We start from the raw sequence: 25,574 nt of genomic DNA, 5'->3' as shown, positions 1-25,574 counted from the left end.
ATGTTCTACAGAGAAAACGGCCAGTTCAAGTCGAGCTACCGCGCCGACCAACAGATCTTCCCGATCGCGCAGGACCGCCTGGCGATCCTGGTGCTGCTGCTCGTGGCGTTCGTCGTGGTGCCGATGGGCGTGTCCGACTACTGGATGCGCGCCATCCTCACGCCCTTTTTGATCCTGTCGCTGGCAGCGCTGGGCCTGAACATCCTGGTCGGCTACTGCGGCCAGATCTCGCTGGGCACCGGCGCCTTCATGGCGGTGGGCGCGTATGCGGCCTACAACTTCCAGGTGCGCATCGACGGCATGCCGCTCATTGCCTCGCTGCTGCTGGGCGGCCTGTGCGCCACGGTGATCGGCGTGCTGTTCGGCATTCCGAGCCTGCGCATCAAGGGCCTGTACCTGGCGGTGGCCACGCTGGCCGCGCAGTTCTTCACCGACTGGGCGTTCCTGCGCATCCAGTGGTTCACCAACAACTCGTCGTCGGGCTCGGTGAGCGTGGCGGGGCTGAACGTGTTCGGCGTGCCGATCGAGTCGCCGGTGCAGAAGTATCTGTTCTGCCTGATCTTCGTGGTGGTGTTCGCACTGCTCGCCAAGAACCTGGTGCGCAGCGCCATCGGCCGCGAATGGATGGCGATGCGTGACATGGACGTGGCTGCCGCGGTGATCGGCATCCGCCCGGTGTACGCCAAGCTCACGGCCTTCGCGGTGAGCAGCTTCATCGTCGGCGTGGCCGGCGCGCTGTGGGGCTTCATTCACCTGGGTGCATGGGAGCCGGCGGCGTTCAGCATCGACCGCTCGTTCCAGCTGCTGTTCATGGTGATCATCGGCGGGCTCGGCTCGATCATGGGCAGCTTCTTCGGCGCCGCCTTCATCGTGCTGCTGCCGCTCTTCCTGAACCAGCTGCCGGGGTGGCTGGGCTTCTCGATCTCGACCGCATTGGCCTCGCACCTGGAGACCATGATCTTCGGCGCGCTGATCGTGTTCTTCCTGATCGTGGAGCCGCACGGCCTGGCGCGGCTGTGGTCCACGGCCAAGGAAAAGCTGCGGCTGTGGCCCTTCCCGCACTGACAGGTTCTTGTTTGTTGTTGTTCGTTCGTAAAAACCCGGCACCGAGGTGCCCACAAAAGGAGACAGGCATGACACTGAAATCGCTCGCTCTGACCGCCGCCCTGGTGGCCAGCACCCTCGGCGCGGCCTTCGCGCCTTCGCTCGCGCAAGCCCAGGCCAAGGAACAGTTCTTCCCGCTGCTGGTGTACCGCACCGGCCCCTACGCGCCCAACGGCACGCCCTGGGCCAACGGCAAGCAGGACTACATCAAGTACATCAACGCCACCGGCGGCATCAACGGCGTGAAGATCACGTACGAGGAATGCGAAACCGGCTACGCCACCGACAAGGGCGTGGAATGCTACGAGCGCCTGAAGGGCCGCCCGGGCGTGACGCTGTTCGACCCGCAGGCCACCGGCATCACCTTCGCGCTGACCGACAAGGTGCCCACCGACAAGATCCCGCTCATCACGCTGGGCTACGGCCTGTCGGCCTCGCAGGACGGCGGCGTGTTCAAGTGGAACTTCCCGCTCATGGGCTCCTACTGGACCGCGGCCGACATCCTGATCCAGCACATCGGCAAAAAAGAAGGCGGCATGGACAAGCTCAAGGGCAAGAAGATCGCCCTCGTGTACCACGACTCGCCGTTCGGCAAGGAGCCGATCCCGCTGCTGCAGGAGCGCGCCAAGCAGAACGGCTTCGAGCTGTCGCTCATTCCCGTGACCGCACCGGGCGTGGAACAGAAGTCGGCCTGGCTGCAGGTGCGCCAGTCGCGTCCTGACTTCGTGCTGCTGTGGGGCTGGGGCGTGATGAACTCCACCGCCCTGAAGGAAGCCGTGGCCACGGGCTACCCGCGCGAGAAGATGTACGGCGTGTGGTGGGCCGGCGCCGAACCCGACGTGAAGGACGTGGGCGCCAACGCCAAGGGCTACAACGCGCTGGCGCTGAACACCTCGGGCACGCAGCCGAAGGTGATCCAGGACATCCTCAAGCAGGTGCACGACAAGGGCCAGGGCACGGGCCCGAAGGACGAAGTGGGCTCGGTGCTCTACACGCGCGGCGTGATCATCCAGATGCTGACCATCGAGGCCGTGCGGCGTGCGCAGGAGCGCTTCGGCAAGGGCAAGGTCATGACCGGCGAGCAGGTGCGCTGGGGCATGGAAAACCTCGCGCTCGACCAGAAGAAGCTGGACGCGCTGGGCTTCTCGGGCGTGATGCGTCCGGTGAGCACCTCGTGCCAGGACCACATGGGCTCGACCTGGGCGCGCGTCCATACCTGGGACGGCGCCAAGTGGGGCGGCATGTCCGACTGGTACGAGGCCGACAGCCAGATCATCAAGCCGATGGTGAAGGCGGCCGCCGACAAGTACGCGGGCGAAAAGAAGCTCACCCGCCGCGAAGCAGCCGACTGCCAATCCTGATGCACTGAGTGCCGTGGCGGCTCGCAAGAGCCGCCATTCGCAAGGACGGCGATGTGCCGTTCTTGCGAATGCTTCGGACCACACCATGAGCGAACCCAAGATCCTTCTCAACGTCAACGGCATCGAGGTCATCTACAACCACGTGATCCTCGTGCTCAAGGGCGTGTCGCTGACCGTGCCCGAAAGCGGCATCGTCGCGCTGCTCGGCGGCAACGGCGCCGGCAAGACGACCACGCTGCGCGCCGTGAGCAACCTGCTCGCGGGCGAACGCGGCGCCGTGACCAAGGGCACCATCGAGCTGCGCGGCGAGCGCATCGAGGCGCTGTCGCCGGCCGAGCTGGTCAAGCGCGGGCTGATCCAAGTGATGGAAGGCCGCCACTGCTTCGCCCACCTGACCATCGAAGAGAACCTGATGACCGGCGCCTACACGCGCACCGATGGCAAGGCCTCGGTGCAGGAGACGCTGGAGAAGGTCTACGCGTATTTCCCGCGCCTGAAGACGCGCCGCACCTCGCAGGCGGCCTACACCTCGGGTGGCGAACAGCAGATGTGCGCCATCGGCCGCGCGCTGATGGCCAACCCGACCATGGTGCTGCTGGACGAGCCCTCGATGGGCCTGGCGCCGCAGATCGTGGAAGAGGTGTTCGAGATCGTCAAAGACCTGAACACCAAGGAAAAAGTGACCTTCCTGCTGGCCGAGCAGAACACCAACATGGCGCTGCGCTACGCCGACTACGGCTACATCCTGGAGAACGGCCGCATCGTGATGGACGGCGAGGCCAAGAGCCTGCGCGAGAACGAGGACGTGAAGGAGTTCTACCTCGGCGTGGGCGGCGCAGACCGCAAGAGCTTCCGTGACGTCAAGAGCTACAAGCGCCGCAAGCGTTGGCTGGCCTGAAGTACCCACCCCAGAGCGACCGAATCGATAGACGAAGGGTACGGACATGAACGACCACTACGACCAACTGGAAATCCGCGACCCCGCCGAACGCGAACGTGACCTGCTGGCCGCGCTGCCCAAGCAGATCGCCCAGGCGCAGACTGCAACGTCCGCCTTCACGAAGATCCTCGACGGCGTGAAGCCCGCCGACGTCACCTCGCGCGAAGCGCTCGCGAAGCTGCCCGTCACCCGCAAGTCGGAACTGCTCGAGCTGCAGAAGGCGCGCCGCGCCGACGACCCCTTCGGCGGCTTTGCGTCGATCGTGCGCGGGCCGCGCATGCCGCGCATCTTCGCGAGCCCCGGCACCATCTACGAACCCGAGGGCGAGGCGCGCGACTACTGGCGCACCGCGCGGGCGCTGCATGCGGCGGGCTTTCGCAGCGGCGAGCTGATCCACAACAGCTTCAGCTACCACATGACGCCGGCCGGCTCGATCATGGAAAGCGGCGCGCACGCCATGGGCTGCACCATCTTCGCGGGCGGCACGGGCCAGACCGAGCAGCAGCTCGAAGCCATCGTCGACCTCAAGCCCGACGGCTACGCGGGCACGCCGAGCTTCCTGAAGATCCTGCTGGAGAAGGCCGAAGAGAAGGGTCAGAAGCTGCCGTGGTTCACCAAGGCGCTGGTGTCCGGCGAGGCCTTTCCGCCCAGCCTGCACGACTGGATCGCCGCGCACGGCGTGCAGGGCATCCAGTGCTACGCGACCGCCGACCTGGGCCTCATCGCCTACGAAACCAGCGCGCGCCAGGGCCTGGTGATCGACGAAGGCGTGCTGGTCGAGATCGTGCGCCCCGGCACCGGCGACCCCGTGCCCGACGGCGAGGTGGGCGAGATCGTCGTCACCACCTTCAACCCCGACTACCCGCTGGTGCGCTTCGGCACCGGCGATCTCTCGGCCGTGCTCGCGGGCACCTGCCCCACGGGCCGCACCAACAAGCGCGTCAAGGGCTGGCTCGGCCGCGCCGACCAGACCACCAAGGTGCGCGGCATGTTCGTGCACCCCTCGCAGGTCGCCGAGGTCGTGCGGCGCTTTCCCGAGATCGTGCGCGCGCGGCTCGTGGTGTCGGGCGAGATGGGCGACGACCAGATGACCTTCAAGCTCGAATGCGCCGGCGCTCCGGCCGGGCTCGACGCGCGCATTGCCGATGCGGTGCGCGAAGTGACCAAGCTGCGCGGCACCATCGAGCTGGTGGCGCCGGGCACTTTGCCGAACGACGGCAAGGTGATCGAAGACGCGCGCAGCTACAAGTAGGGGCGGTACAGACGGCGGGTGACGGTGCGTGTGAGCAGCACGGTCAGTGCGAAGTAGAGCGGCACGAGGGCGGCGGCCAGCACGATCAGGCCGCCGAGGCCGGCCATGCTGCTCGACGACGGCACGAGCACCAGCGCCAGCCCCACCAGGAAGATGGCCGCGCAGCTCGCCACCACCAGCACCAGGGCGAGCACCGACGCCGCCACGGCCCGGAAGGGCCGGATGCGTGCGGGAACGGGTCCGGGGCCGAGGCCCAGCCACCCGCCCCAGAACGCCAGCGCAAAGAGCACCAGCGGCGGCGCGATCCAGCCCAGGAAGGGCAGCACGCGATTCAAGGTCCTTTCGACCTCGTTCCACGGGTCCACGGCCATCACGCACCACACCTGGATCGACGCGGACACGGCAGCGATCAACAGCGCCACCGTGGCCCGGCCCGGCGATGCGCCCGGGGGCGCCTCGGCGTCGGCGTCGGCATCGAACGACGACGCGGCCGGTGCCCGGGCGCCCTGCCTCAGCGCAAGCCAGGTTGCCAGCCACACGCTCAGCACCAGCATCGCCAGTTGCACCAGCCGACCGCCCGGCATGTAGAGCAACCCCAGCCCGTAGAGCCACGGGCTCAGCACGAAGTAGTCCAGCACCCGCACGATGAGATAAGCGCCGGCGTGGCGCACACGCGGGCCGCGCAACTGCGCCAGGCGCGCGCCGCCGCGCACCTCCAGTGCCTGGCGGGCATGGCTCCAGGCCAGCGACGCTGCCAGCACCCAGGCCATCGCGAGGTTGGCCGCCATGCCTGCCCACACGTCCAGGTCATAGCCTTCGTGCCCCGAGCCAGGCCACAGCTGCCTGCCGAAGTGAACCCACACAATGGCCGCTTCGACCGCCACGGTGATGAGCGCGAAGTCGCGCGGCAGGCGCCACGCGTGTGCGATGGAAGCGGGAGACGTCATCAAGGCCAATGCCCGGCTACTTCTTGCAGCTCGCCGGCAACGCCTTGTCCTTCAACCCCTCACCCGCGCTGCAATGCCACGCAATGCCCCGGTCGGTCGACGACGGCTCCATGCGCAGCGTGCCCTTGGTCGTGGCCACCTCCACCACCATGCTGTCGGGGTCGAGCGTGAGGGTCGCGCCGTTGGGCAGGTTCTCCGGCAGGCCGACGGCGGCCAGGGTGTCGGGGATCTCGGCCTTTTCTTCATAGTGGCGCGTGAGCGCGTTGCGCACCGGTGCGCCCTCGGACCAGGCCTGCGCGACGACGGCGCGGGTCTGGTACTCCTGGTAGGCCGGGATGGCTGCAGCCGCCATGACGCCGATGACAGCCACCACGATCAGCACACCCGCCGCGCCGCCGCCGGCCCGGCCGGCATACGGCACGAAGAGCGCGAGCAGGTACGCCACCGGGTTGCGCTCGGGCAGCTTGGCGCCCGGGTCGATGGCGCGCGCGACGCGCTTGGTGAGCCAGGGGTAGCCGCCGATGAGTTCGTGGAACGAGCCCCAGAAGCCGCGGTTGCCGGCCGACTGGGCGGCGTAGCGCTGCAGGTTCACGTTGCGCCACTGCTGCGCGCCGGCGGCCAACGCCACCAGCGCGCGCGGCGCGGAGTCGACCTCGCGGCAGCAGGCGGCGCCGTGCAGGTCGCAGGTGTATTCCTTGGCGCGCGCATAGGCCGCGCCCAACAGCGGCAGCCAGAGCACGGGCGCGCGCCAGATGTGGCCCGTGAGGTGGCCGCGGCGGATGTGGCCCAGCTCGTGGCCCATGTAGAAGTGGATGCCGTCGGGCTGCGCCTCCATGGCGTCGACCACGTCGGACAGCAGCACCACGAAGTTGCGGCCGAAAAAGCGCGTGGCGAAGGCGTTGAACATGCCGTCGCCGTGCAGCAGGTAGGCCTCGGGCGGCTGCGCGATGCCCAGGCGGGTGCAGCAGTCGACGAAGCGCGCGTGCAGCTCGGGCAGCTGCTGGGGCGACAGCTTCACGCCCGTGCCCTTGATCCAGGCGATGACCGCCGACTGCGCGAACACGTAGCCGATGAAGCCCAGCAGCACGTACAGCAGCGCAATGCCCAGCGTGCCGACGACGATCAGCGTCCAGGCCAGCAGGCCCAGAACGAGCGTGAGTTTGCCGAGCCAACGCTCGCGCGGATAGACCCAGGGATCCATTGGTTTCTTCTCCTCGATGCCGCCCGTCGGGCTGGCCTGTTTGTGGTTGTGGTCACCCCGGCGCGGGTGCGCGGGACGGGCGTGATCATGCCCCAGCATGGGGCGAAAACGGTGACATTCCTAAGGGCTATTCGGTATGGGTCAGCCCCCGGTCAGCCGATAAGATCGCGACCCTTTCCATTTAAAAACTCCGTCGGAGACATCATGAAGAAACTGTTTGCCCTCGCGGCGATTGCCGCGGCCGCCGTCGGCGCACACGCCCAGGATTTCCCCGCAGGCAAGCCCGTGACGCTGGTGGTGCCTTTCTCGGCCGGCGGCCCGACCGACCGCGTGGCCCGCGACCTGGCCGAATCGCTGCAGAAGACGCTGGGCACGACGATCATCGTGGACAACACCGCCGGCGCCGGCAGCTCGATCGGCACCGCCAAGGTGGCCCGTGCCAACCCCGACGGCTACACGCTGCTGCTGAACCACATCGGCATGTCGACGATGCCGGCGCTGTACCGCAAGCTGCCGTTCAACGTCGAGAACGACTTTGAATACCTCGGCATGGTCAATGAAGTGCCGATGACGCTCATCGGCAAGCCCGGCCTGCCCGCCAACAACTACAAGGAACTGACGACCTGGATCAATGCCAACAAGGGCAAGATCAACCTGGGCAACGCCGGCCTGGGCGCCGCCTCGCACCTGTGCGGCCTGCTGTTCCAGAGCGCGCTGAAGATCGAGATGACGCCCGTGCCGTACAAGGGCACCGCGCCGGCCATCGCCGACCTGCTGGGCGGCCAGATCGACCTGCTGTGCGACCAGACCACCAACACCACGTCGCAGATCGAGGCCAAGAAGGTCAAGGCCTACGCCGTGACCACCGCCAAGCGCCTGACCACGCCCGCGCTGAAAGACCTGCCCACGCTCGACGAGTCGGGCCTGAAGGGCTTCGAAGTGTCGATCTGGCACGGCGTGTACGCCCCCAAGGGCACGCCCGCACCGGTGCTGAAGAAGATCAACGAGGCCATCAAGGCCGCCATGAAGGACCCGGCCTTCATCAAGCGCGAAGAAGGCCTGGGCGCCGTGATCACCACCGACAAGCGCGTCGAGCCGGCCGAACACAAGAAGTTCGTCGCGGCTGAAATCGCCAAGTGGGGTCCGATCATCAAGGCCGCCGGCGTGTACGCGGACTGATCCTTTCGATCTCCCATCGAAAAAGCCGCCGACCCGAAAGGGTCGGCGGCTTTTTTCATGCGGTGACAGCAGGAAAAGAATCAGGGAGGCGAGTAGGTCCACGCCTCGAAGTTCTTGCGCACATCGACCTGGCGCGCGGTGCGTGCCGTGAAGATGAAGCTGCTGACCGACGAGCCCTGCGCGTATTGGTACGCGTTGTTGCCGACGCTCACGCAGTGGTTGTCGCTCGGCGAGTTCACCGGCTGGCAGTAGATGATGGCCTTGCGCGCCGAGGTGCGCACGGTGATCGAGTCGGTGAAGCGGTTGTTGTTCGGGCCACGGCCGGCCACCAGGAAGGTGGTCGGGGCGTAGGCGCCGCTGGGCACGGCCCAGCCGTCGAGGTTGCCCTCGGCGCTGAAGTCGATGTTGTTGGCACTGGGGTCGGACGGCACCGGCGCGCCGAACACGATGCCGCGCGGGACACCGTCGATTTCCTGCATCAGCTCGGCGCGCAAGGCGGGCGTCATTTCCACGGTCGGCAGTTGCACGGCCTCGGCGAGGGTCGGCGCGCGCGAGAAGGTGCGCACGTACTGCACCGGGTTGGTCCCGCCGGCCGCCAGGAAGAACTCGAGCTTCCAGACCGCCTGATCGGGAATGGCGCTCAGCTGCGTGTCGTCGAACTGCGGCGCTGCGAAGAGATTGCCGGACTCGACGCTGCTCGGGTTGCCGCCTTGCGCCGGGTCCACGTAGCGCGCGGCCATGCGCCACAGCGAGGAGTTCAGCGCGCCGTTGGCGGTGCCGTCGGTGGTGAGCACCAGGGTGGTCAGCCCGGCCCGGGGCACGAGGACCAGCTCGCGGCCCGGCAACGCGGACGAGGTGGCCACCACCTTCGTGAAGATCGAGTCGCCGTTGCCGTCGAGCACGTTGTCCACCGACACGTTGTAGCCCGCGGCGTGGTACTTCAGGTTCGCGTGCTTGAGGAAGTCCTTCAGCTCCTGCTGCGGACGCACGGCGGCGCGGTAGGCGTTGCTGTTGCCGGTGAGCTTGAGCGCGCCATTCACGATCCTGGCGTTGAACACGTCGTTGTCGGTGTTGCCCACGCTGTCGGTCCAGCGGTAGGTGAGCGCGATGTCGCCGCCCGGGTGGAAGTATTCGAAGTTGCCGCGGTCGTGCTTCAGGTTCGTGGGGCCGAAGCGGAACAGGCTTTCGAAAGGCCGGCGTGGGCCGCTTGACGCGCGGCCGATGTGCAGGCCGGCCGCGACGAAGCTGGCCGGGTCGTCGCCCACGAACAGCGTGCGGCAGGCCGGTGCGACCACGTCGGCGGCCTCGCCGAAGGCGTTGCCGTCGGAGCCGATGGTGCTGTCCACGCGCTCGTTCAGCGGCAGCGCGTAGCAGGCGTTGAGGCGGTCCAGCAGGTCCTTGACCATCGCTGGCGTGGGCGGCTGCACGAGGGCCGCGGCATCGACCGCAGGCAGCGGCGCGATGCTGCTCTCGCCGGTGCGAAACACGATGGACACCGGCGCGCTCTCTTCGCTCGCGGGCTGCGCCTTGACGGTGATCTCGATGTTGGCGGCCGTGCCGTCGGGGCGCACCGAGACGTTCAGCGTGTCGAGCACGCGGTCCTGGCCCGTGCCGTTGGCCTGGAAGGTGCCGCTCATCGGGTCGATGCTGGTGTTGAGCGCGTCCAGCAGCGGCTTGAGCGCGGCCACGAGCTTCGCCACCTGGTCGCTGATGGCGCCCGGGGTGACGGCGCCGGCATCGGCCTGCACCGCGGCGGCGAGCTTCGACGGGTCGCCGTTGGGCGACAGCTGCGCCACCACCACGGTGGTCAGCGGCGTGACGTTGGTGGTGCCGGTGGCGGTGCTGGCGGTGGTGCTGTAGAGCGTGAGGTCGTCGCGCACGGCCTGGATCACCAACGGCGCCTTGGTGCCCGCGGGCAGCACGCAGCTGTAGGAGCCTTCGGCCGGCACGGTCACTTCGCAGACCTTGGCGCCGGTCTGGTCGAACACGGTGAGCGCGGCGCCGGCAAAGGCCGCGCCGGTGGCCACGGTGCCGCTCAACGTGCCGGGCGACTCGGCGGCGGGCGGCGTGCCGCCGTTGCCGCCCGTACCGACGGGGAATGCAAAGCCACCGCCGCCTCCGCCACCCCCACCGCCGCCGCAGGCGCCGAGGATCAACAGGGTGGCAAGGGACAGGGCGTGGGGGATTCTGGAGGTGGGGTGGGGCATCGTGGGTCTCTCGAAAAGGGAAAGGGCCTGGGCAGCAACCGAGGGCGCTGCAAACAATAGCTTTCGCTTTTGGAAATCAAATGATGCAAATGCACCATTCTTGAAACCGCGCGGCGGAGCCCCGCGCGCGTCACCGGAACATGGGATGGGCATGCGGCGCCCGGGCTGGAAGACTCCCCGCATGACCTTCACGGCCGGTGTCCCGCGCGACTTCAGCGACCTCCTGTTGCGGCTGTACCGCCTCTCGCACGAGTTGCCCATCGACGCCTTCCAGGACGCCGCGCTCGACCTCCTCAAGCCCGTGCTGCTCTTCGACTCGTCGATGTGGGGCACCGCCACCCGCACCGACCACGGCATCGACATCCACACGATCCACCTGCACAACCAGCCTCTCGAGATGGTCACGGCCTACGAGCAGGTCAAGCACATGGACACGGCCGCCGGCGAGGTGGCCAAGCAGTCGAACGCCACGCTCGCCTTCAATGCGCAGGCGTGGTTCTGCCGCGACGACCAGGCCGAGCTGCGCGACTACGGCCGCCGCTTCGAGCAGGCCAACTTCTTCATCACCTCGGATTCGAACCCGCAGACGAGCTTCGTCCACTGGCTCAGTCTGTTCCGCGCCGACCCGGAAGCCCACGGCACGGAGGAAGAGCGGCAACTGCTCGCCAGCCTCGCGCCGCACGTGATGCAGGCGCTGGCGCTGAACCGCGTGATGCACCTGGACCGCCTCGAGGCGGGCAGCGCGTCGCCCGGCGGCTCGGCCATCGGCGACCTGCGCGGCGTGCTGTACCACGCCGACCGGCTGTTCGAGGCCATGCTGAAGGCCGAGTGGCCGGCCTGGCACGGCCGCACGCTGCCCGATGCGCTGCTGCAGCACTTCCTGCAGGGCCACGCGCGCTTCAACGGGCGCGAGATCGTGGTCACGCACCGCGTCGAGCAGCGCCTGCTGTTCCTCAAGTGCCGCCATCGCTGCCGCGCCGACAGCCTCACGCCGCGCGAGCACACCATCGCCGAGCTGCTGGCGCGCGGCGACACCCACAAGGAAGTGGCCGCCATCCTGAACCGCTCGCCGGCCACGGTGCGCAACCACATCCAGTCGATCTACGACAAGCTGCAGGTGGGCAACGTGGCGGGGCTGATCCACGAGCTGCGCCTCGCAGGCTGACAACCGCCCTGCCCAAAAGAAAAGGCGCCATCGGCGCCTTTTCTGTTTGGTTGCGCGATGCGCCCTACTTCGGCCGGATCGCGTCCGCCGTGCCCTGGATGAAGGCCTTGATGCTCTCGATGTCGTCGCCCGAGAGCTTGCCCGTGAAGTCGGGCATGCCGCGCGACATGGCCGGGCCCTTGAGCACGAACTTGTCGAGGTTCTCGATGTAGGCCGGGTCGAGGTAGCCCAGGTTCGGGATGTTGCCGCCGCGGTCCACGCCCGGCACGCCGTGGCAGAACACGCAGTTGCTCACGTACAGCATGGTGCCGGCCTGGACCTTGGCGGGGTCGTACTTCACGCCCTGCACCAGCTTGGCCATGCGGTACTCGACGAACGCGGGCATCTTGGCCGTGCCGCCGACCGCGAAGGTGTAGACCGTGCCCGGGCCCTGGCGCTCGGTGGCGCGCTGCGCCAGGCCGTAGACACCGCCCCAGCCCACGGCCACCGACACGTACTGCTTGCCGTCCACCATGTAGGTCGCGGGCGCCGCCACCACGCCGGTGCCGGTGGGCGTTTCCCACAGCTTCTCGCCGGTCTTCGCGTGGTAGGCCACGAGGCGCCCGTCGGCCGTGCCCTGGAACACCAGGTCGCCGGCGGTGGTCAGCGTGCCGCCGTTCCACGGCGAGGCGTAGTCCACGCCCCAGGCTTCCTTCTGCTTGATGGGGTCCCAGGCCACGAGGCGGCCGAAGGGCTTGCTCGTAGGCGGCTCGACGTTGGCGAACTTGCCCAGGTTCCAGCCCAGCGCCGCGTGCGGGCGCCCGGGTGCGTTCTCGTCGAACTTCCAGGCCTTGTCGTCCATCAGGTTGATCGGCACGTGCTGGGCCGGCAGGTAGGCCAGGCCGGTCTGCGGGTTGTAGGACATCGGGTGCCAGTTGTGCGCGCCGAACGGGCCCGGGATGCTGTCGCCCGGCTTCTCGTTCTGCCGCGCGGCGGGGACCTCGATCGGCCGGCCGTTCTTGTCGTAGCCCGTGGCCCAGTTGACCGCGACGAAGTTCTTCGCCGAGATGAACTTGCCGTTGGTGCGGTCGATGACGAAGAAGAAGCCGTTCTTGGGCGCATGCAGCAGCACCTTGCGCGCCTTGCCGTTCAGCTTGACGTCGGCCAGGATCATCGACTGCGTGGAGGTGTAGTCCCAGTTGTCGCCGGGCGTCTCCTGGTAGTGCCACTTGTACTTGCCGGTGTCGGGGTCGAGCGCGACCACCGAGCCCAGGTACAGGTTGTCGCCGCCTTTGGGGCTGCGCGCCTTGGCCGCCCAGGGCGAGCCGTTGCCGGTGCCCACGTACATCAGGTTGAGCTCGGGGTCGAAGGCGAAGCTGTCCCAGGCGGTGCCGCCGCCGCCGGCTTCCCAGTACTTGCCGCTGGGGTCCCAGGTCTTGGCGGCGCGCGCCATCGACTCGTCTTCGAAGGGCTTGCTCGGGTCGCCGGGCACCACGAACCAGCGCCACTTCTGGTCGCCGGTCTTCGCGTCGTAGGCGGTGACGTAGCCGCGCACGCCGTACTCGGCGCCGCCGTTGCCGATGATCACCTTGCCCTTGAACACGCGCGGCGCGCCGGTGATGGTGTAGCTGCCCTTCTGGCCCTCGATGGTGTTCTTCTCCCACACCTTCTGGCCGGTGGCAGCGTCCAGCGCGATCAGGCGGCCGTCGTAGGCCGCCACGTAGACGCGGCCCTCGTACAGCGCCACGCCGCGGTTGACCACGTCGCAGCAGCCCCTGAAGCCTTTCGTGCGGTCGACCTGCGGATCGAAGGTCCAGATCTTCTGCCCGGTGCGCGTGTCGATCGCATGCACGATGCTCCACGAGGCCGTGACGTACATGATGCCGTCGACCACCAGCGGCGTGGCTTCCACGCCGCGTGTCGATTCGAGGTTGTACGACCAGACCAGCCCGAGCTGCTTCACGTTGCCGGTGTTGACCTGGTCGAGTTTGCTGAAGCGCGACTCGGCGTAGTCGAGCCCGTAGCTGGGCCAGTCGGGCGTCTTCTTCGCCGCGTTGGCACGCACGAAGTTGCCGTCGACGCGCTTGGCGGCCGCGCCGGCGCGGTCCTGCGGGCTGGCGGCCGTCTGGGCCAGCGCCGGGGCCACCAGGCCCAGGCACAGCAAGGCGCCCGCAAGCAGGCGCCGCCCGGAAAGAGGCTGTGTCGTTGTCGTCTTCATCGGGGTCTGTCTCCTTCTTCGTTCTGCCCCAAGGATCGTTCGCACGGCATCGGCCTTCACCCCCGGGATTTCCCCAATCAAGCCTTGTTCCATTGCGGAACACATTCGAAAGGGTCCTTGAACCCGGAAGAGGCGGCGAACCCATGGCGCTCGACAGGCTCGGCACGGCGGATGCGCCGCGCCAACTCTTTGCCAGCACGCCGGCGCAGCGCGTGGCGCTGGCGCGGCAGCAGTTTTTCGAAGAAGGCGTGCGCCCCTCGGGGCTGGTCGGCGAGGCGGTGATCCAGTCGTGGATGCGCTGCAGCCGCACCCACGCCGACCGGCAGCGCGTGGTGGCCTTCGACGCCGTCACGCCCAGCCGGCTGCACACCACGCTCGCGCGCAACCGCGAGCTGCTGGACGTGGCGCGGCACGAGCTCGTGCAGATGGAGCACATGCTCGCGGGCACCGACTGCCGCGTGATCCTCACCGACCGCGACGGCGTGGTGGTGCACGTCACGAGCCAGCCCGCCGGCACGCACCAGCCCGTGCTGCGCCAGACCGCGCGCCTGGGCGTGAACATCTCCGAGCGCGTCGTGGGCACCACGGCGCCGGGCATCGTGGCCAGCACCGGGCAGGCCTGCACCGTCGACGGCGCCGAGCACTACTACGACGTGCTGTGCCACATGCAATGCGCCGCGGCGCCGATCCGCGACGTGAGCGGCCGGCTCGCGGGCGTGCTCGACCTCACGGTGGAGGCGCGGCGCTTCGGCTTCGACGCGGCCTCGATGGTGGCGCTGCACGCCACCATCATCGAGAACCGGCTGCTGCAGGCGCAGTCGCGCGACCACCTGATCCTGCGCTTCCAGGCCAGCCCCACGTTGCTGGGCACGCCGCTCGAGGCGCTCGCGGGCATCGCGCCCGACGGCACCATCGCGTGGCTCAACAACGCCGGTGCGCGGCTGCTGGGACGGCTGCCCGAGGCCCCCGACGACCGCGACGTGGAATGCCTGCTGGGCCACGACCTCGCGAGCCTGCTGCGGCTGGGCCGGCGCGAGGCCGCGCAGCCGCTGCGGCTGGCCAGCGGGCTCGGCGTGTGGATGCAGGCGCAGCTCAAGGGCGCGGACGGCGCGGACTTCCGGCATGCGGTGGCGATGCCCGACATGGCGAGCGCGCAGGTCGATGCGCCCGCGGCGCTCGAGGTGCATGCGGAGCAGCCCGTGCCGCTTGCTCCCACTAGCGAGACGCCACCCACCGAAACGCTGCGCGAGCACAGCCGCAAGCTGATCGAAGACACGCTCGCGGCGCATGGCGGCAACGTGTCGCAGGCGGCGCGGCAGCTGCGCGTGTCGCGCGGCACGCTGTACCGGCGGTTGCGCGGCTGGCGCGACGACGACAGCAGCGCGGTAGCGGACTGACGGTTCAGGCGCCGGCGCGGGCCAGTGCGCGCGCGCGGCGCGCCTTCGCATCGGGCTGCAGCGGCCGCAGGTAATCGTGCAGTGCCAACGCCGCCGCCCCGACGGCAGGCGCAAGTTCTTCGTAGCGCGCCGTACGCAGTTCCGGCGCGGGCATGCCGGCACGCTCCGCGTGCCCCTTCACGCCTTCGAACGCAGCCTGCGCGAACTCCGGATGCTCGGCGCAGACCTTGCCCCCGAGCACGATCGCGCGCGGGTTGAAGGTGACCCACAGGTTCTGCAGCAGCACGCCGAAGAACGCAGCGGCGCGCGCCATGTCCGCGCCCTCGCGCGCCAGCACGCGCGAACCGAAGAAGGCCTCGGCGCAGCCGCGCCGGCCGCACGAGCACAGCGGCCCGTCCAGCTGCAGGATGGTGTGGCCGATCTCGCCGGCCATGCCTTGCGCGCCGGTGAAGAGACGGTCGTTCAGCACCACGCCCGCGCCCACGCCGACGTCGCTGTTGACGAAGATCAGCGGGTCTTCGCCCTCGCCCGCGGCGAACTCGTACTCGCCGAGTGCGGCGGCGTCGGCGTCGTTCTGCAGTTGCACGGTGACGCCCGGCAGGCCCGCTGCGGCCAGCGCCTTTTCGAGCGCGGGCAGCAGGTTCACGTTGCGCCAGCCGAGGTTCGGCGCGAAGCGCACGACGCCCGTGCAGTCGTCCACCGCGCCGGGCACGCACACGCCGATGCTCGACAGGCGCAGGCCGCGCTGGTCGAGCTGCGCGTGCGCCGCCGCCGCCATGCGCGCGAGCTGCGCGCACACACGGGCGGGCTCACCGTCGTCCAGCGGCTCGGCCTGCGCGTGCAGCACCTCGCCCTGCAGCGAGACGCACACGAGGCGCAGCGTTTCGACGGCGATCTCCACGCCCATCAGCGCGCGCACGCCGACGTTGATCCGCAGCGGCGTGGACGGCCGCCCGAGCCCGTCGGCCACGGCGGCGCCCGATTCGCTCAACCAGCCCTCGTCGAGCAGCTCGCGCACCAGCAGGCTCACGGTCGACTTGGTGAGCCCGCTTTCGCTTGCGAGGCGCGCACGCGACAAGCCCGGCTGCGCGCGCAGCAACCGCAACAGCACGCTGCGGTTCAGGCGCTTGAGCAGCTGCTGGTCGCCGATGGTCTTCATGTCATGCCGCTGCGGTGGCCGCGGTTGCCGCGTGGTGCGCCTGTTCGCGTCCCTCGGGCCGCTTGCCGGCAATGATCATCCCGAGCACTTCGTCCTCGGTGACGTCGGCGGTGCGGTAGGTGCCCACGAGCTTGCCGTTCTTCATCACCGCGAGCCGGTCGCTCAGCGAGAACACGTCGGGCATGTCGTGCGTGATCAGGAAGATGCCGACGCCGTCGTCCTTCAGCTGCTTGACGAGGCGCCCGACCATCGCCGTCTCTTCGGGGCCGAGCGCGGCGCAGGGCTCGTCCATGATGAGAATGCGCGCGTTGAAGTACAGCGCGCGCGAGATCGCCACCACCTGCCGCTGCCCGCCCGACAGGCGCCGCACCGGGATGCGGATGTTGGTGAAGTTCTTGTTCAGGCGCTGGAACACCTTGCGCGCCTGCACTTCCATGAAGTGGTCGTCCAGCGTGTTCCACGCCGTCATCTTCTCGCGGCCCAGAAAGAGGTTCGCCACCGAGTCGAGGTTGTCGGCCAGCGCGAGCGTCTGGTAGATGGTCTCGATGCCCTGCGCCTGCGCCTCGGCGGGCGTGCGGATGTGGACCTTCTCGCCGGCGATGAGCGTGTCGCCCGAATCGATCGGGTAGGCGCCCGCGAGCATCTTCATCAGCGTGGACTTGCCCGCGCCGTTGTGGCCCAGGAGCGCGACCACCTCGCCGGGGTAGAGGTTGATGCTCACGCCGTCCACCGCCTTCACGCCGCCGAAGGCCTTGCGGATCTCGCGCAGCTCGACGAGCGGTTTTGTCTTGTCGATGTCGGCCATGTCAGTTCTCCCCGAACTTGCGGCGGTAGAGCACGTCGAACACCACCGCAACGATCAGCACCTGGCCGATGATCACCATGCGCTTGCCGATGGGCACGTCGAGCAGCAGCATGCCGCTGTCCAGCGACTGCATGATCAGCGCGCCCAGCACCGAGCCGAAGATCGAGCCGCTGCCGCCCGCCAGCGCCGTGCCGCCGATGACGGCCGCCGCGATCACATACAGCTCCATGCCCGTGCCCAGCGAGTTGGTGCCCGCGTTGAGCCGCGCGATCGACACGATGGCCGCCACCGTCACCAGCACCGCCAGCAGCGCGAACAACATCAGCGTGACGCGCTGCACCGGAATGCCCACCAGCGCCGCCGCGTCGGGGTTGCCGCCCATCGCGAACACATAGCGGCCGAAGCGCGTGCGGTGCACGATGAACGACAGCACGATCGCCACCGCCGCCCAGATCAGCACCGGAATCGGAATGCCCTGCGGCTCGCTCTTGGACGAGATCTGGTAGCTGTTCATCACCCAGGCGAAGCCGACCACCACCGCCACCGGCACGGCCGTGAGCAGCACGTCGAGCCACAGCGCCTCGGTCGGCATGTCGTAGCGCTGGCGCGCGCGGCGCTTTTGCACCATGCGCCCGAACAGCACCAGCGCCACCAGCCCCGCGAGCACCCAGCTGGCCGTGACGCCGATGCCGCCGTCGTAGCCGCCGCCCAGGCGCTGGAAGAACTCGTCGTTCACCGGCTGCGTCTTGCCGTCGGCCACCAGGAAGGCCGCGCCGCGAAACGACATCAGCCCGCCCAGCGTGACCACGAACGACGGCACGCCCAGCACCGCCGTGAGCCAGCCCTGGTAGATCGACACCAGGAGCGCCACCGCGAGCCCCGCGAGGCAGGCCGTGGGCCACGACCAGCCCGAGGTGTATTGCAGGTAGGCGATGAGCACGCCGACGAAGCCCATCACCGAACCCACCGACAGGTCGATGTGGCGCGCCACGATGACCAGCACCATCACCGTGGAGACGATGCCGACCACGGCCGTCTGCTGCGCGACGTTGTAGAGGTTCTCGGGCGAGAGGAACACGCCGCCCGACATGACGCTGAACGCCACCGCCATCACGGCCAGCAGCACGCACATCAGGAGCAGGCGCAGGTCGATGCCGGTGCGGCGCCACCAGCCGGGTGTTGGATCGCTCATTTTTTTCAAGCCCCCTCAGGACGGACTACAGGTGCGCAACTTCCCGCCGGCGGGCCCTTGCGGGTCGGCCGGGAGCCATGTTGCGAAGAGATGGAACGGCGCGCTCAGCGGGAAGCCAAACGCGCCGTTGGTTGCGGCGTTACTTGCAGGCCGCGGGCGCGTTCGCGCCCGAGACGCCCTTGCAGAGTTCGTCCTTCTTGATCCAGCCGGCCTTGACGATCACGTCGAGGTTGTCGCGCGTGATCGGCACCGGCGTCAGCAGGCGCGAGGACAGCGAGAGCTTCTTGGCGCCGCCGGCCCAGGGCGCGGCCTTCTCGACCGGCTTGCCCGCTGCGAGCGACACCGCGGCCGTGGCGGCTTCGCGACCGAGCTCGCGCGAGTCCTTCCAGATCGTCGCCGTCTGCGTGCCCAGCGCCACGCGGTTCAGCGCGGCAAAGTCGGCGTCCTGGCCCGACACCGGAATGCCGCGCAGGCCCTTGGCCGTGAGCGCAGCGACCGCGCCGCCGGCCGTGCCGTCGTTGGCCGCCACCACCGCGTCGACCTTGTTGCCGTTCTTGGTGAGGATCTGCTCCATGTTCTTCTGCGCGACCTCGGGCTTCCAGCCTTCGGTGTACTCGTCGCCGACGATCTTGATGTCGCCCTTCTTGATCGCGGCGTCCAGCACCTCCTGCTGGCCGGCGCGCAGGAAGTCGGCGTTCGGGTCGCTCGGCGAGCCCTTGATGATCACGTAGTTGCCCTTGGGCTTGACCTTGAGGACTTCGCGCGCCTCCATGCGCCCGACCTCGACGTTGTCGAAGGTGATGTAGAACACGCCCGGCGCCTCGATCAGCCGGTCGTACGCCACCACCGGCACCTTCTGCCGCGTGGCCTTCGTGACGGCGGGCAGGATCGCGTCCTTGTCCATCGCCAGCACGATCAGCGCCTTCGCGCCCTTGGACATCAGCCCCTCGATGTCGCCCAGCTGCTTCTCGGGCGAGCCGCCCGCGTCGGCGCTGATGTACTTCGCGCCGAGTTTTTCCAGCTGCGCCTTGATCGCGGCCTCGTCGGTCTTCCAGCGTTCTTCCTGGAAGTTGGACCAGCTCACGCCGACCACGGTCTGCGCCATCGCGCCCACGGCCGTGAGACCGAACGCCAGGGCGGCCAGGGTGTGTTTCGTTGTCAGTTGCATCGGTGTCTCTCCTCAGAACGATGGGCCGGGGTAGTTAGTTTGAGTGGCGAACTAACTATCCCATCGGCGGAGAGTTCCGGGCACCCGGGAATTCCCGGACGGCACCGCCGCTCCAGATACAAATGGAAAACTCTGGGGACAGTTTCCGGACAAGCCCCCTGTTATCCACAGCGGGAACGCCCGCGCCCAAGTTGTTCCTGTTTTGATAGCACCGCGAAAGCACAGGAGCACACAGTGTCCGGGGTGTGACAAGTTGTTGTCAGGCAAGGAAAAAAGTGCCCTGTCCACAGGGAGGGTTTACCCTTATCTACTACTACTAACTTAAATAAGAAGAATAAATAGAGAAGAGAACAGGAAGCCCGCGCCCGAAAAGGAGGCCGGACGAGGGGTCGAAGGGTTAGCCCGGTAGGTCGAATCCGTCTCGGTTGATACGATTTTTCTCGAAGCGCCGATCCCCAGGGCGTTGGAGACAAGATGGACCCGAGCAACCCCTCAGGCGCCGGCGAGGCGCTGTACCGCGTCATGGTGCGCATCCGCGCCTTCGAGAACGCCGCCGAAACCGCCAGCCAGGGCGGGGTCAGCGCCTACGGCCAGCAGGCGGGCGGCGCCGCCAAGGTGCGCGGGCCGCTGCACCTGTCGACCGGGCAGGAAGCGGTGCCGGCGGGCGTGTGCGCCCACCTGCGCGCGAGCGACTACCTCACCTCCACGCACCGCGGCCACGGCCACACGCTGGCCAAGGGCGCCGACCTCACGCGGATGATGTGCGAGCTGTTCGGCAAGGCCACGGGCTTCAACGGCGGCAAGGGCGGCTCGATGCACATCGCGGACTTCTCGGTGGGCATGCTGGGCGCCAACGGCGTGGTCGCGGCGGGGCTGCCGATCGCGGTGGGGGCGGCGCATGCGCAAAAACTCCTGAAGCGCGGCGACGACATCACGGTCTGCTTCTTCGGCGACGGCGCGATCAACCGCGGCCCGTTCCTCGAAGCGCTGAACTGGGCCCGCGTGTACGACCTGCCCGTGCTCTTCGTCTGCGAGGACAACCGCTGGAGCGCCACGACCGCGAGCGGCCCGATGACAGCCGGCGACGGCGCTTCGGCGCGCGCCGCGTCGATGGACATCGCGGCCACGCAGGTCGACGGCAACGACGTGTTCGCGGTGCATGCCGCCGTCGCACGGCTGGTGGCCGAGGTGCGCAGCGGCGCGGGGCCGCGCCTGCTGCACGCGCTCACCTACCGCGTGAAGGGCCATGTGTCGGTCGACCTCGCGGCCTACCGCGACCCGGCCGAGCTGGCCGCCGCGCTGGAAACCGACCCGATCGCGCGCGCCCGCGGCCACCTGCTCGACACGGGCGTGGCCGCTGCGACGCTGGACGCCATCGAAAACACCGCGCGCGACGAGGTGGCCACGGCCCTGGCCGTGGCCGACGCGGCGCCCTGGCCCGAAGCCGGCGCCGCCTTCACCGACGTGCAGACCACGGGAGCAGGCCAATGGCTGTGACGACGTTGAGCTATTCCGAAGCCGCCGTGCGCGCGCTGCAGCAGGAGATGGACGCCGACCCGCGCGTGGTCGTGCTCGGCGAGGACGTGGGCCGCGGCGGCATCTTCGGCCAGTACAAGGGGCTGCAGCAGCAGTACGGCGCCGAACGCGTGATCGACACGCCGATCAGCGAGGCCGCGATCATGGGCGCCGGCGTGGGCATGGCGCTCGCGGGGCTGCGCCCCGTGGTCGAGATGCGCGTGGTCGACTTCGCGCTGTGCGGCATGGACGAGCTGGTGAACCAGGCCGCGAAGAACCGCTTCATGTTCGGCGGCCAGGGCCGCGTGCCGCTGGTGGCGCGCATGCCGGGCGGCATCTGGGACGCCTCGGCAGCGCAGCATTCGCAGTCGCTCGAGGCCTGGTTCGCGCACCTGCCGGGCGTGGTGGTGGTGAGCCCCTCGACGCCGCAGGACAACCACGGCCTGCTGCGCGCGGCGCTGCAATGCGGCGACCCGGTGGTCTACATCGAGCACAAGACGCTGTGGGGCGTGCGCGGCGAGGTGGACGACACGCTGGCCGTGCCGCTGGGCAAGGCGGCGCGCGTGCGCGAGGGCAATGCGCTCACGCTCGTGAGCTGGAGCAAGCAGATGCAGCCTTGCGCCGCGGCCTGCGACGCGCTGGCGGCCGAGGGCATCGCGGTGGACCTGATCGACCTGCGCACGCTGTGGCCGTGGGACCGCGAGACGGTGCTGTCGTCGTGCGCGCGCACGGGGCGGCTGCTGGTGGTGCACGAGGCGGTGCAGGCCGCGGGCTTCGGCGCCGAGATCGCCGCGAGCGCGGCCGAGGCCACGGGCTGCCGCGTTGCGCGGCTGGGCGCGCCGCGCATTCCGGTCGGCTACGCGCCGGTGCTGGAGGCGCAGTCGCGCGTGGGCGTGGACGCGATCGTGGCGACGGCGAAGAAGCTGGCCGGCTGAACCACAAGAGCACAAACGGCCATGGACCCGCTCTTCTTCAAGCTGGTGCGGGTCGTCAACCTCACGGCGCGGCCGTTCCATGAGCGCGTGGGGCGCGAGCACCAGCTCACGCTGAACGAGTGGCGCGCGATGGCCGTGCTGGCCGCGCGGCCGGGGCTCAGCGCCACGCAGGTCGCCGACCTCACCGGCCTGGACAAGATGGCCGTGAGCCGCGCGCTGGCGGGCCTGAAGCGCCACCAGCGTGTGCAGCGCCGCAGCGACCCTACCGACCAACGCTGCAGCCGCCTGTACCTCACGGCCGCCGGCAAGGCGCTGCACGCCACCGTCGGCGCGCTGGGCCGGCAGCGCGAGGCCGAGCTGTTCGCGGGCGTCGATGCGGGCGAGCTGGCCCGCCTGAGCGACACGCTCGACACGCTGATCCGCGCGGTGGAGCGCGCGCCCGACGCCGGCGCCATCGATCAGACCGTGTAGCCGCCGTCCACGCTCAGGTTGGCGCCGGTGACGAAGCCGCCGTCCGGGCCCACGAGGTAGGCGACCATGCCGGCGATTTCTTCGGCGCGGCCGTGGCGCGGCAGCACCATCACGTCGTGCATCGAAGCGGCGCGCGGGCCGGTGGCGGGGTTCATGGCGGTGTCGATGGGGCCGGGCTGCACGTTGTTCACGGTGATGCCGCGCGCGCCGAGGTCGCGCGCCAGGCCGCGCGTGAGGCCGACGATGGCGGCCTTGCTCATCGCGTAGACGCTGGCGCCCGCGTCCAGCACGCGCTCGGCGTTGATGCTGCCGATGTTGACAATGCGGCCCATGCCGTCGCCCATGTGGCGCGCGGCGGCCTGGACGGCCACAAAGGTGGCGCGCACGTTGACGTCGATGGTGCGGTCGAAGTCTTCGAGCGAGAAGGTGTCGAGTTCGCCGCCGAGGTACACGCCGGCGTTGTTCACCAGGATGTCGAGCCGCTCGAAGGCGCGTGCGCCCTGGGCAATGGCGGCAGTGAGCGCGGCGGCGTCGCCGGCGTCGGCGCGGATGGCCAGCGCGCGGCCACCGGCGGCCTGGATCTCGCCGGCGAGCTTGTCGGCCTCGGCCTGCGCGCTGACGTAGGTGAAGGCCACGGCCGCGCCGTCGCGCGCCAGCCGGCGCACGATGGCGGCGCCGATGCCGCGCGAGCCGCCGGTGACGAAGGCGACCTTGCCGGCCAGGACGGGGGAGGAGGAAACAGAGGTGGAAGCCATGATTTTTCCGATCAGTTGGAGGAGGAAGGCCTTCAGTGTCGGAATTCCATTCCCTTTGCGGTAGCCATCAATCGGCCCGATCAGATTCAACCCAAAGTTGAAGATGAACGCCAGAATGGCGGCATGGAACCGCTCAATCACCTCGAGTCCTTCGTGCAGAGCGCCGAGGGCGGCAGCTTCTCGGCGGCCGCGCGGCGCCTGGGGCTCACGCCGGCGGCGGTCAGCAAGAACGTGGCGCGGCTCGAGGCGCGGCTGGGCGTGCGGCTGTTCCAGCGCAGCACGCGCCGGCTCACGCTGACCGAGGCCGGCGAGCGTTTCCTGGCGCAGGTGGGCGGCGCGCTGGCCACGCTGCAGGACGCGGTGGCCGGCCTCGCGCAGGACGACGGCCAGCCCTCGGGCACGCTCAAGGTGAGCATGGGGCAGGCCTTCGGGCGCGAGCACGTGCTGCCGTTCATGGGCGACTTCCTGGCGCGCTACCCGGGCATCGTGCCCGACTGGCATTTCGACAACCAGCAGGTCGACTTGGTCGGCGAGGGCTTCGACGCGGCCATCGGCGGCGGCATCGCGCTGTCGCCCGGCGTGGTGGCGCGCGAGCTGGCGCGCATCCACGTGGTCGCGGTGGCGGCGCCGGCCTACCTGGCGGGGCGCGCGCTGCCCGCGCATCCGTCCGAGCTGGCGCGCTTCGACGTGCTGCTGCGCCGCTCCTCGCCCACGGGCCGGCTGCGGCCGTGGACGCTGCGGCATGCGAGCGGCGAGGAGACCATGGTCGACCTGCCGGCGCGCCCGCGCGCGATCTTCAACGACCCCGAGGCGATCGCGCAGGCGGCGCTGCTGGGGCTCGGCGTGGCGATGCTGCCGATGCCCTTCGTGGAACGCGGCCTGCGCAGCGGAGCGCTGGTACGGCTGCTGCCCGGGTGGTTCCAGGATTCGGGCGCCGTGTGGATCTACTACCCGAGCAAGAAGCTGCTGCCGCCCAAGACGCGGGTGTTCGTCGACTTCGTGCTGGCGCGCTTTCGCGAGGCGCGCTTCGCGCAGCGGATGCAGGTGGGCTGAGCGGCGATGTCCATCGAAGGCCGGGGTTTTTACTCGCGACGCCTTTGGCGCCCCCCTGTACAAAGGCGCGCATGACTTCCATCTCCCGCTCTTCTTCCGTCACTTCCTCCACCCGCCGCTTCGCGCTCGTCGCCACGGCTGCGGCCACCCTCGCGCTGCTGGGCGGCGCGGCGCACGCGCAGGCCACCTGGCCGACCAAGCCGGTGCGCATCGTCGTGCCCTTCGCGGCCGGCGGCACCACCGACATCCTGGCGCGCGCCGTGGCGCCCGAGCTCTCGAAGGCCTTCGGCCAGCAGTTCATCGTCGACAACCGCGCGGGTGCCGGCGGCAACGTGGGCGCCGAGATCGTCGCGCGCTCGCCCAACGACGGCTACACGCTGCTGATGGGCACGGTGGGCACGCACGGCATCAACCGCGCGCTGTACCCCAAGCTGCCCTTCGACCCGATCAAGGATTTCGTGCCGATCACCCTGGTGGCCGCCGTGCCGAACGTGATGGAGATGAACGCCGAGAAAGCCAAGTCGCTGAACATCCGCAACGTGCAGGATTTCATCAAGTACGCGAAGGCGAATCCCGGCAAGCTGAACATGGCATCGAGCGGCAGCGGCACCTCGATCCACCTGGCGGGCGAACTCTTCAAGAGCATGACGGGCACCTTCATGGCCCACATTCCGTACAAGGGCTCGGGCCCGGCGTTGCTGGACATGGTGGGCGGCAATGCCGATGTGATGTTCGACAACCTGCCCTCGTCGATGGCGCAGATCAAGGGCGGCAAGCTCACGGCGCTGGCCGTGACCAGCTCGCAGCGCTCGCCCGCGCTGCCCGACGTGCCGACGGTGGCAGAAGTCGGCGGCCCCGCGCTCAAGGGCTACGAGGCGAGCTCATGGTTCGGGCTGCTGGCGCCGGCGGGCACGTCGCCGGAGATCGTGAACCGCATCCAGCAGGAAGTGGCCAAGTCGCTGGGCACGCCGGCGATCAAGGAAAAGATGCTGGCCCAGGGCGCGATCCCGAGCGGCAATTCGCCGGCGGACTTCACGAAGCTCATTGCGAGTGAGCACGTGAAGTGGGCGAAGGTCGTGAAAGACTCCGGCGCAAAGGTGGACTAACCCCCAGTCTTCGCGCACTTCGTGTCGCTACGCCAACCCCCTTGCAGGGGGCAACACCTGCGGCCCGGCAAAGCCGGTTCCGCGGTGTTCCTCGAAAAGACAGGGTGACTTGCTGAGGTCGGGGCTCAGGTCCCCCAGGTCACATCCTTGCTCTCGGCCTGTGAGTCCTTGAGCATGTGCAGCAGCGGTGCGGCGCGCTGGTGCAGGCCGACATGCTGTTTCTCGGCGTCGGCGTCATGGCCTTCGACGACGTGTTCGTCGTGGTTGTGCGGCGCGGGCTTGCTGCTTTCGAGCGCCAGTGCGGCTTCGAGGGCAGCGATGGCGCCGGGGATCTGCTCGACCGTGATGATGCCCTGCGGCGCGGCCGGCTTGCCGACGATGTCGAGCAGCTGGCGCGCGTGCACCTCGAGCATCACGAAGTCTGGGGCGGCCCGGGATTTGAAGCGGTAGAGCATGGTGTTGGTG

At 69.0% G+C, this 25,574-nt stretch carries 22 protein-coding genes; 12 read left to right on the top strand and 10 right to left on the bottom strand.

Annotated elements, in window-relative coordinates:
* The 4 genes from AC1RLW_RS22735 to AC1RLW_RS22720 all read left to right on the top strand — a co-directional run bounded on the left by AC1RLW_RS22735 (position 1) and on the right by AC1RLW_RS22720 (position 4,657).
* Positions 1-1,065 (top strand): branched-chain amino acid ABC transporter permease, encoded by a 1,065-nt coding sequence (locus tag AC1RLW_RS22735; protein WP_062473892.1) that lies wholly within the window; start codon positions 1-3, stop codon positions 1,063-1,065.
* A 68-nt stretch (positions 1,066-1,133) separates the two neighbouring features.
* Complete coding sequence (locus AC1RLW_RS22730; RefSeq protein ID WP_062473894.1) at positions 1,134-2,465, top strand: ABC transporter substrate-binding protein; 1,332 nt, start codon at positions 1,134-1,136, stop codon at positions 2,463-2,465.
* 85 nt (positions 2,466-2,550) lie between these two features.
* Positions 2,551-3,363 (top strand): ABC transporter ATP-binding protein, encoded by an 813-nt coding sequence (locus AC1RLW_RS22725; protein ID WP_062473897.1) that lies wholly within the window; start codon positions 2,551-2,553, stop codon positions 3,361-3,363.
* Positions 3,364-3,409: 46 nt separating this feature from the next.
* Complete coding sequence (locus AC1RLW_RS22720; protein WP_493195193.1) at positions 3,410-4,657, top strand: phenylacetate--CoA ligase family protein; 1,248 nt, start codon at positions 3,410-3,412, stop codon at positions 4,655-4,657.
* On the opposite strand, the gene AC1RLW_RS22715 is transcribed toward AC1RLW_RS22720, so the two are convergent.
* Together AC1RLW_RS22715 and AC1RLW_RS22710 are read right to left on the bottom strand one after the other, a co-directional pair.
* Entirely contained in the window at positions 4,648-5,604 is a 957-nt protein-coding gene (locus tag AC1RLW_RS22715) for a hypothetical protein (protein ID WP_493195191.1), read from the bottom strand. The genes AC1RLW_RS22720 and AC1RLW_RS22715 overlap by 10 nt on opposite strands.
* 16 nt (positions 5,605-5,620) lie before the next feature.
* A complete protein-coding gene (locus tag AC1RLW_RS22710) occupies positions 5,621-6,805 on the bottom strand; it encodes a M48 family metalloprotease (RefSeq protein WP_070062995.1) in 1,185 nt (394 codons plus the stop codon).
* Between the two features lie 204 nt (positions 6,806-7,009).
* Between AC1RLW_RS22710 and AC1RLW_RS22705 the strand changes: the two genes are divergently transcribed.
* Positions 7,010-7,984: a tripartite tricarboxylate transporter substrate-binding protein gene (locus tag AC1RLW_RS22705; protein WP_139700556.1), complete on the top strand. Its 975-nt coding sequence runs from the start codon at positions 7,010-7,012 to the stop codon at positions 7,982-7,984.
* 80 nt (positions 7,985-8,064) lie between these two features.
* Here the strand turns inward: AC1RLW_RS22705 and AC1RLW_RS22700 are convergent, their stop codons facing one another.
* Positions 8,065-10,191, bottom strand: coding sequence for a carboxypeptidase regulatory-like domain-containing protein (locus AC1RLW_RS22700; RefSeq protein ID WP_493195189.1), 2,127 nt, complete (start codon positions 10,189-10,191; stop codon positions 8,065-8,067).
* A 181-nt stretch (positions 10,192-10,372) separates the two neighbouring features.
* Here AC1RLW_RS22700 and AC1RLW_RS22695 point away from each other — a divergent pair, with 181 nt between their 5' ends.
* Positions 10,373-11,356: a helix-turn-helix transcriptional regulator gene (locus tag AC1RLW_RS22695; RefSeq protein WP_493195187.1), complete on the top strand. Its 984-nt coding sequence runs from the start codon at positions 10,373-10,375 to the stop codon at positions 11,354-11,356.
* A 64-nt stretch (positions 11,357-11,420) separates the two neighbouring features.
* On the opposite strand, the gene AC1RLW_RS22690 is transcribed toward AC1RLW_RS22695, so the two are convergent.
* The gene (locus tag AC1RLW_RS22690) at positions 11,421-13,553 is read right to left on the bottom strand and encodes a PQQ-dependent dehydrogenase, methanol/ethanol family (protein ID WP_354347751.1); all 2,133 of its coding nucleotides are present in this window, start codon (positions 13,551-13,553) and stop codon (positions 11,421-11,423) included.
* A gap of 143 nt (positions 13,554-13,696) precedes the next feature.
* Here AC1RLW_RS22690 and AC1RLW_RS22685 point away from each other — a divergent pair, with 143 nt between their 5' ends.
* A complete protein-coding gene (locus AC1RLW_RS22685; protein WP_493195185.1) occupies positions 13,697-14,950 on the top strand; it encodes a helix-turn-helix domain-containing protein in 1,254 nt (417 codons plus the stop codon).
* Positions 14,951-14,954: 4 nt separating this feature from the next.
* Here AC1RLW_RS22685 and AC1RLW_RS22680 read toward each other — a convergent pair whose 3' ends face one another.
* The 4 genes from AC1RLW_RS22680 to xylF form a co-directional block, all read right to left on the bottom strand.
* Positions 14,955-16,109, bottom strand: coding sequence for an ROK family transcriptional regulator (locus AC1RLW_RS22680; protein ID WP_062473915.1), 1,155 nt, complete (start codon positions 16,107-16,109; stop codon positions 14,955-14,957).
* 1 nt (position 16,110) lies between these two features.
* Positions 16,111-16,914 (bottom strand): ATP-binding cassette domain-containing protein, encoded by an 804-nt coding sequence (locus tag AC1RLW_RS22675; protein WP_095747145.1) that lies wholly within the window; start codon positions 16,912-16,914, stop codon positions 16,111-16,113.
* Between the two features lies 1 nt (position 16,915).
* Entirely contained in the window at positions 16,916-18,106 is a 1,191-nt protein-coding gene (locus AC1RLW_RS22670; RefSeq protein WP_493195183.1) for a sugar ABC transporter permease, read from the bottom strand.
* A gap of 139 nt (positions 18,107-18,245) precedes the next feature.
* Positions 18,246-19,268: a D-xylose ABC transporter substrate-binding protein gene (gene xylF, locus AC1RLW_RS22665; protein WP_370870016.1), complete on the bottom strand. Its 1,023-nt coding sequence runs from the start codon at positions 19,266-19,268 to the stop codon at positions 18,246-18,248.
* A gap of 480 nt (positions 19,269-19,748) precedes the next feature.
* On the opposite strand from xylF, the gene AC1RLW_RS22660 reads away from it, so the two are divergent.
* Genes AC1RLW_RS22660 through AC1RLW_RS22650 form a run of 3 tightly spaced genes read left to right on the top strand, consistent with a single transcriptional unit; the run spans position 19,749 to position 22,195 of the window.
* Entirely contained in the window at positions 19,749-20,771 is a 1,023-nt protein-coding gene (locus AC1RLW_RS22660) for a thiamine pyrophosphate-dependent dehydrogenase E1 component subunit alpha (RefSeq protein WP_493195181.1), read from the top strand.
* Positions 20,762-21,724 carry an alpha-ketoacid dehydrogenase subunit beta gene (locus AC1RLW_RS22655; protein ID WP_493195179.1) on the top strand — a complete coding sequence of 321 codons (963 nt, stop codon included), beginning with the start codon at positions 20,762-20,764 and terminating at the stop codon, positions 21,722-21,724. Before AC1RLW_RS22660 ends, AC1RLW_RS22655 begins: the two co-directional genes overlap by 10 nt.
* 21 nt (positions 21,725-21,745) lie before the next feature.
* Positions 21,746-22,195, top strand: a complete 450-nt coding sequence (locus tag AC1RLW_RS22650; protein ID WP_493195178.1) for a MarR family winged helix-turn-helix transcriptional regulator — start codon at positions 21,746-21,748, stop codon at positions 22,193-22,195.
* Here AC1RLW_RS22650 and AC1RLW_RS22645 read toward each other — a convergent pair.
* Positions 22,183-22,950: an SDR family oxidoreductase gene (locus tag AC1RLW_RS22645; RefSeq protein ID WP_493195177.1), complete on the bottom strand. Its 768-nt coding sequence runs from the start codon at positions 22,948-22,950 to the stop codon at positions 22,183-22,185. The two genes, AC1RLW_RS22650 and AC1RLW_RS22645, sit on opposite strands and share 13 nt — an antisense overlap.
* 123 nt (positions 22,951-23,073) lie before the next feature.
* On the opposite strand from AC1RLW_RS22645, the gene AC1RLW_RS22640 reads away from it, so the two are divergent.
* Both AC1RLW_RS22640 and AC1RLW_RS22635 read left to right on the top strand, forming a co-directional pair.
* Positions 23,074-24,003 (top strand): LysR family transcriptional regulator, encoded by a 930-nt coding sequence (locus AC1RLW_RS22640; RefSeq protein WP_493195175.1) that lies wholly within the window; start codon positions 23,074-23,076, stop codon positions 24,001-24,003.
* 71 nt (positions 24,004-24,074) lie between these two features.
* On the top strand, positions 24,075-25,109 hold the full coding sequence (locus AC1RLW_RS22635) for a Bug family tripartite tricarboxylate transporter substrate binding protein (protein WP_493195173.1): 1,035 nt from the start codon (positions 24,075-24,077) through the stop codon (positions 25,107-25,109).
* A 125-nt stretch (positions 25,110-25,234) separates the two neighbouring features.
* Here the strand turns inward: AC1RLW_RS22635 and AC1RLW_RS22630 are convergent, their stop codons facing one another.
* Positions 25,235-25,564: a DUF1840 domain-containing protein gene (locus AC1RLW_RS22630; protein ID WP_070062980.1), complete on the bottom strand. Its 330-nt coding sequence runs from the start codon at positions 25,562-25,564 to the stop codon at positions 25,235-25,237.
* Positions 25,565-25,574 lie beyond the last annotated feature (10 nt).

Source organism: Variovorax sp. GW822-FHT04A09 (assembly GCF_058801005.1).
The sequence above is the reverse complement of the archived record's forward strand: the minus strand, read 5'-3'. Positions and strand labels throughout refer to the sequence as shown.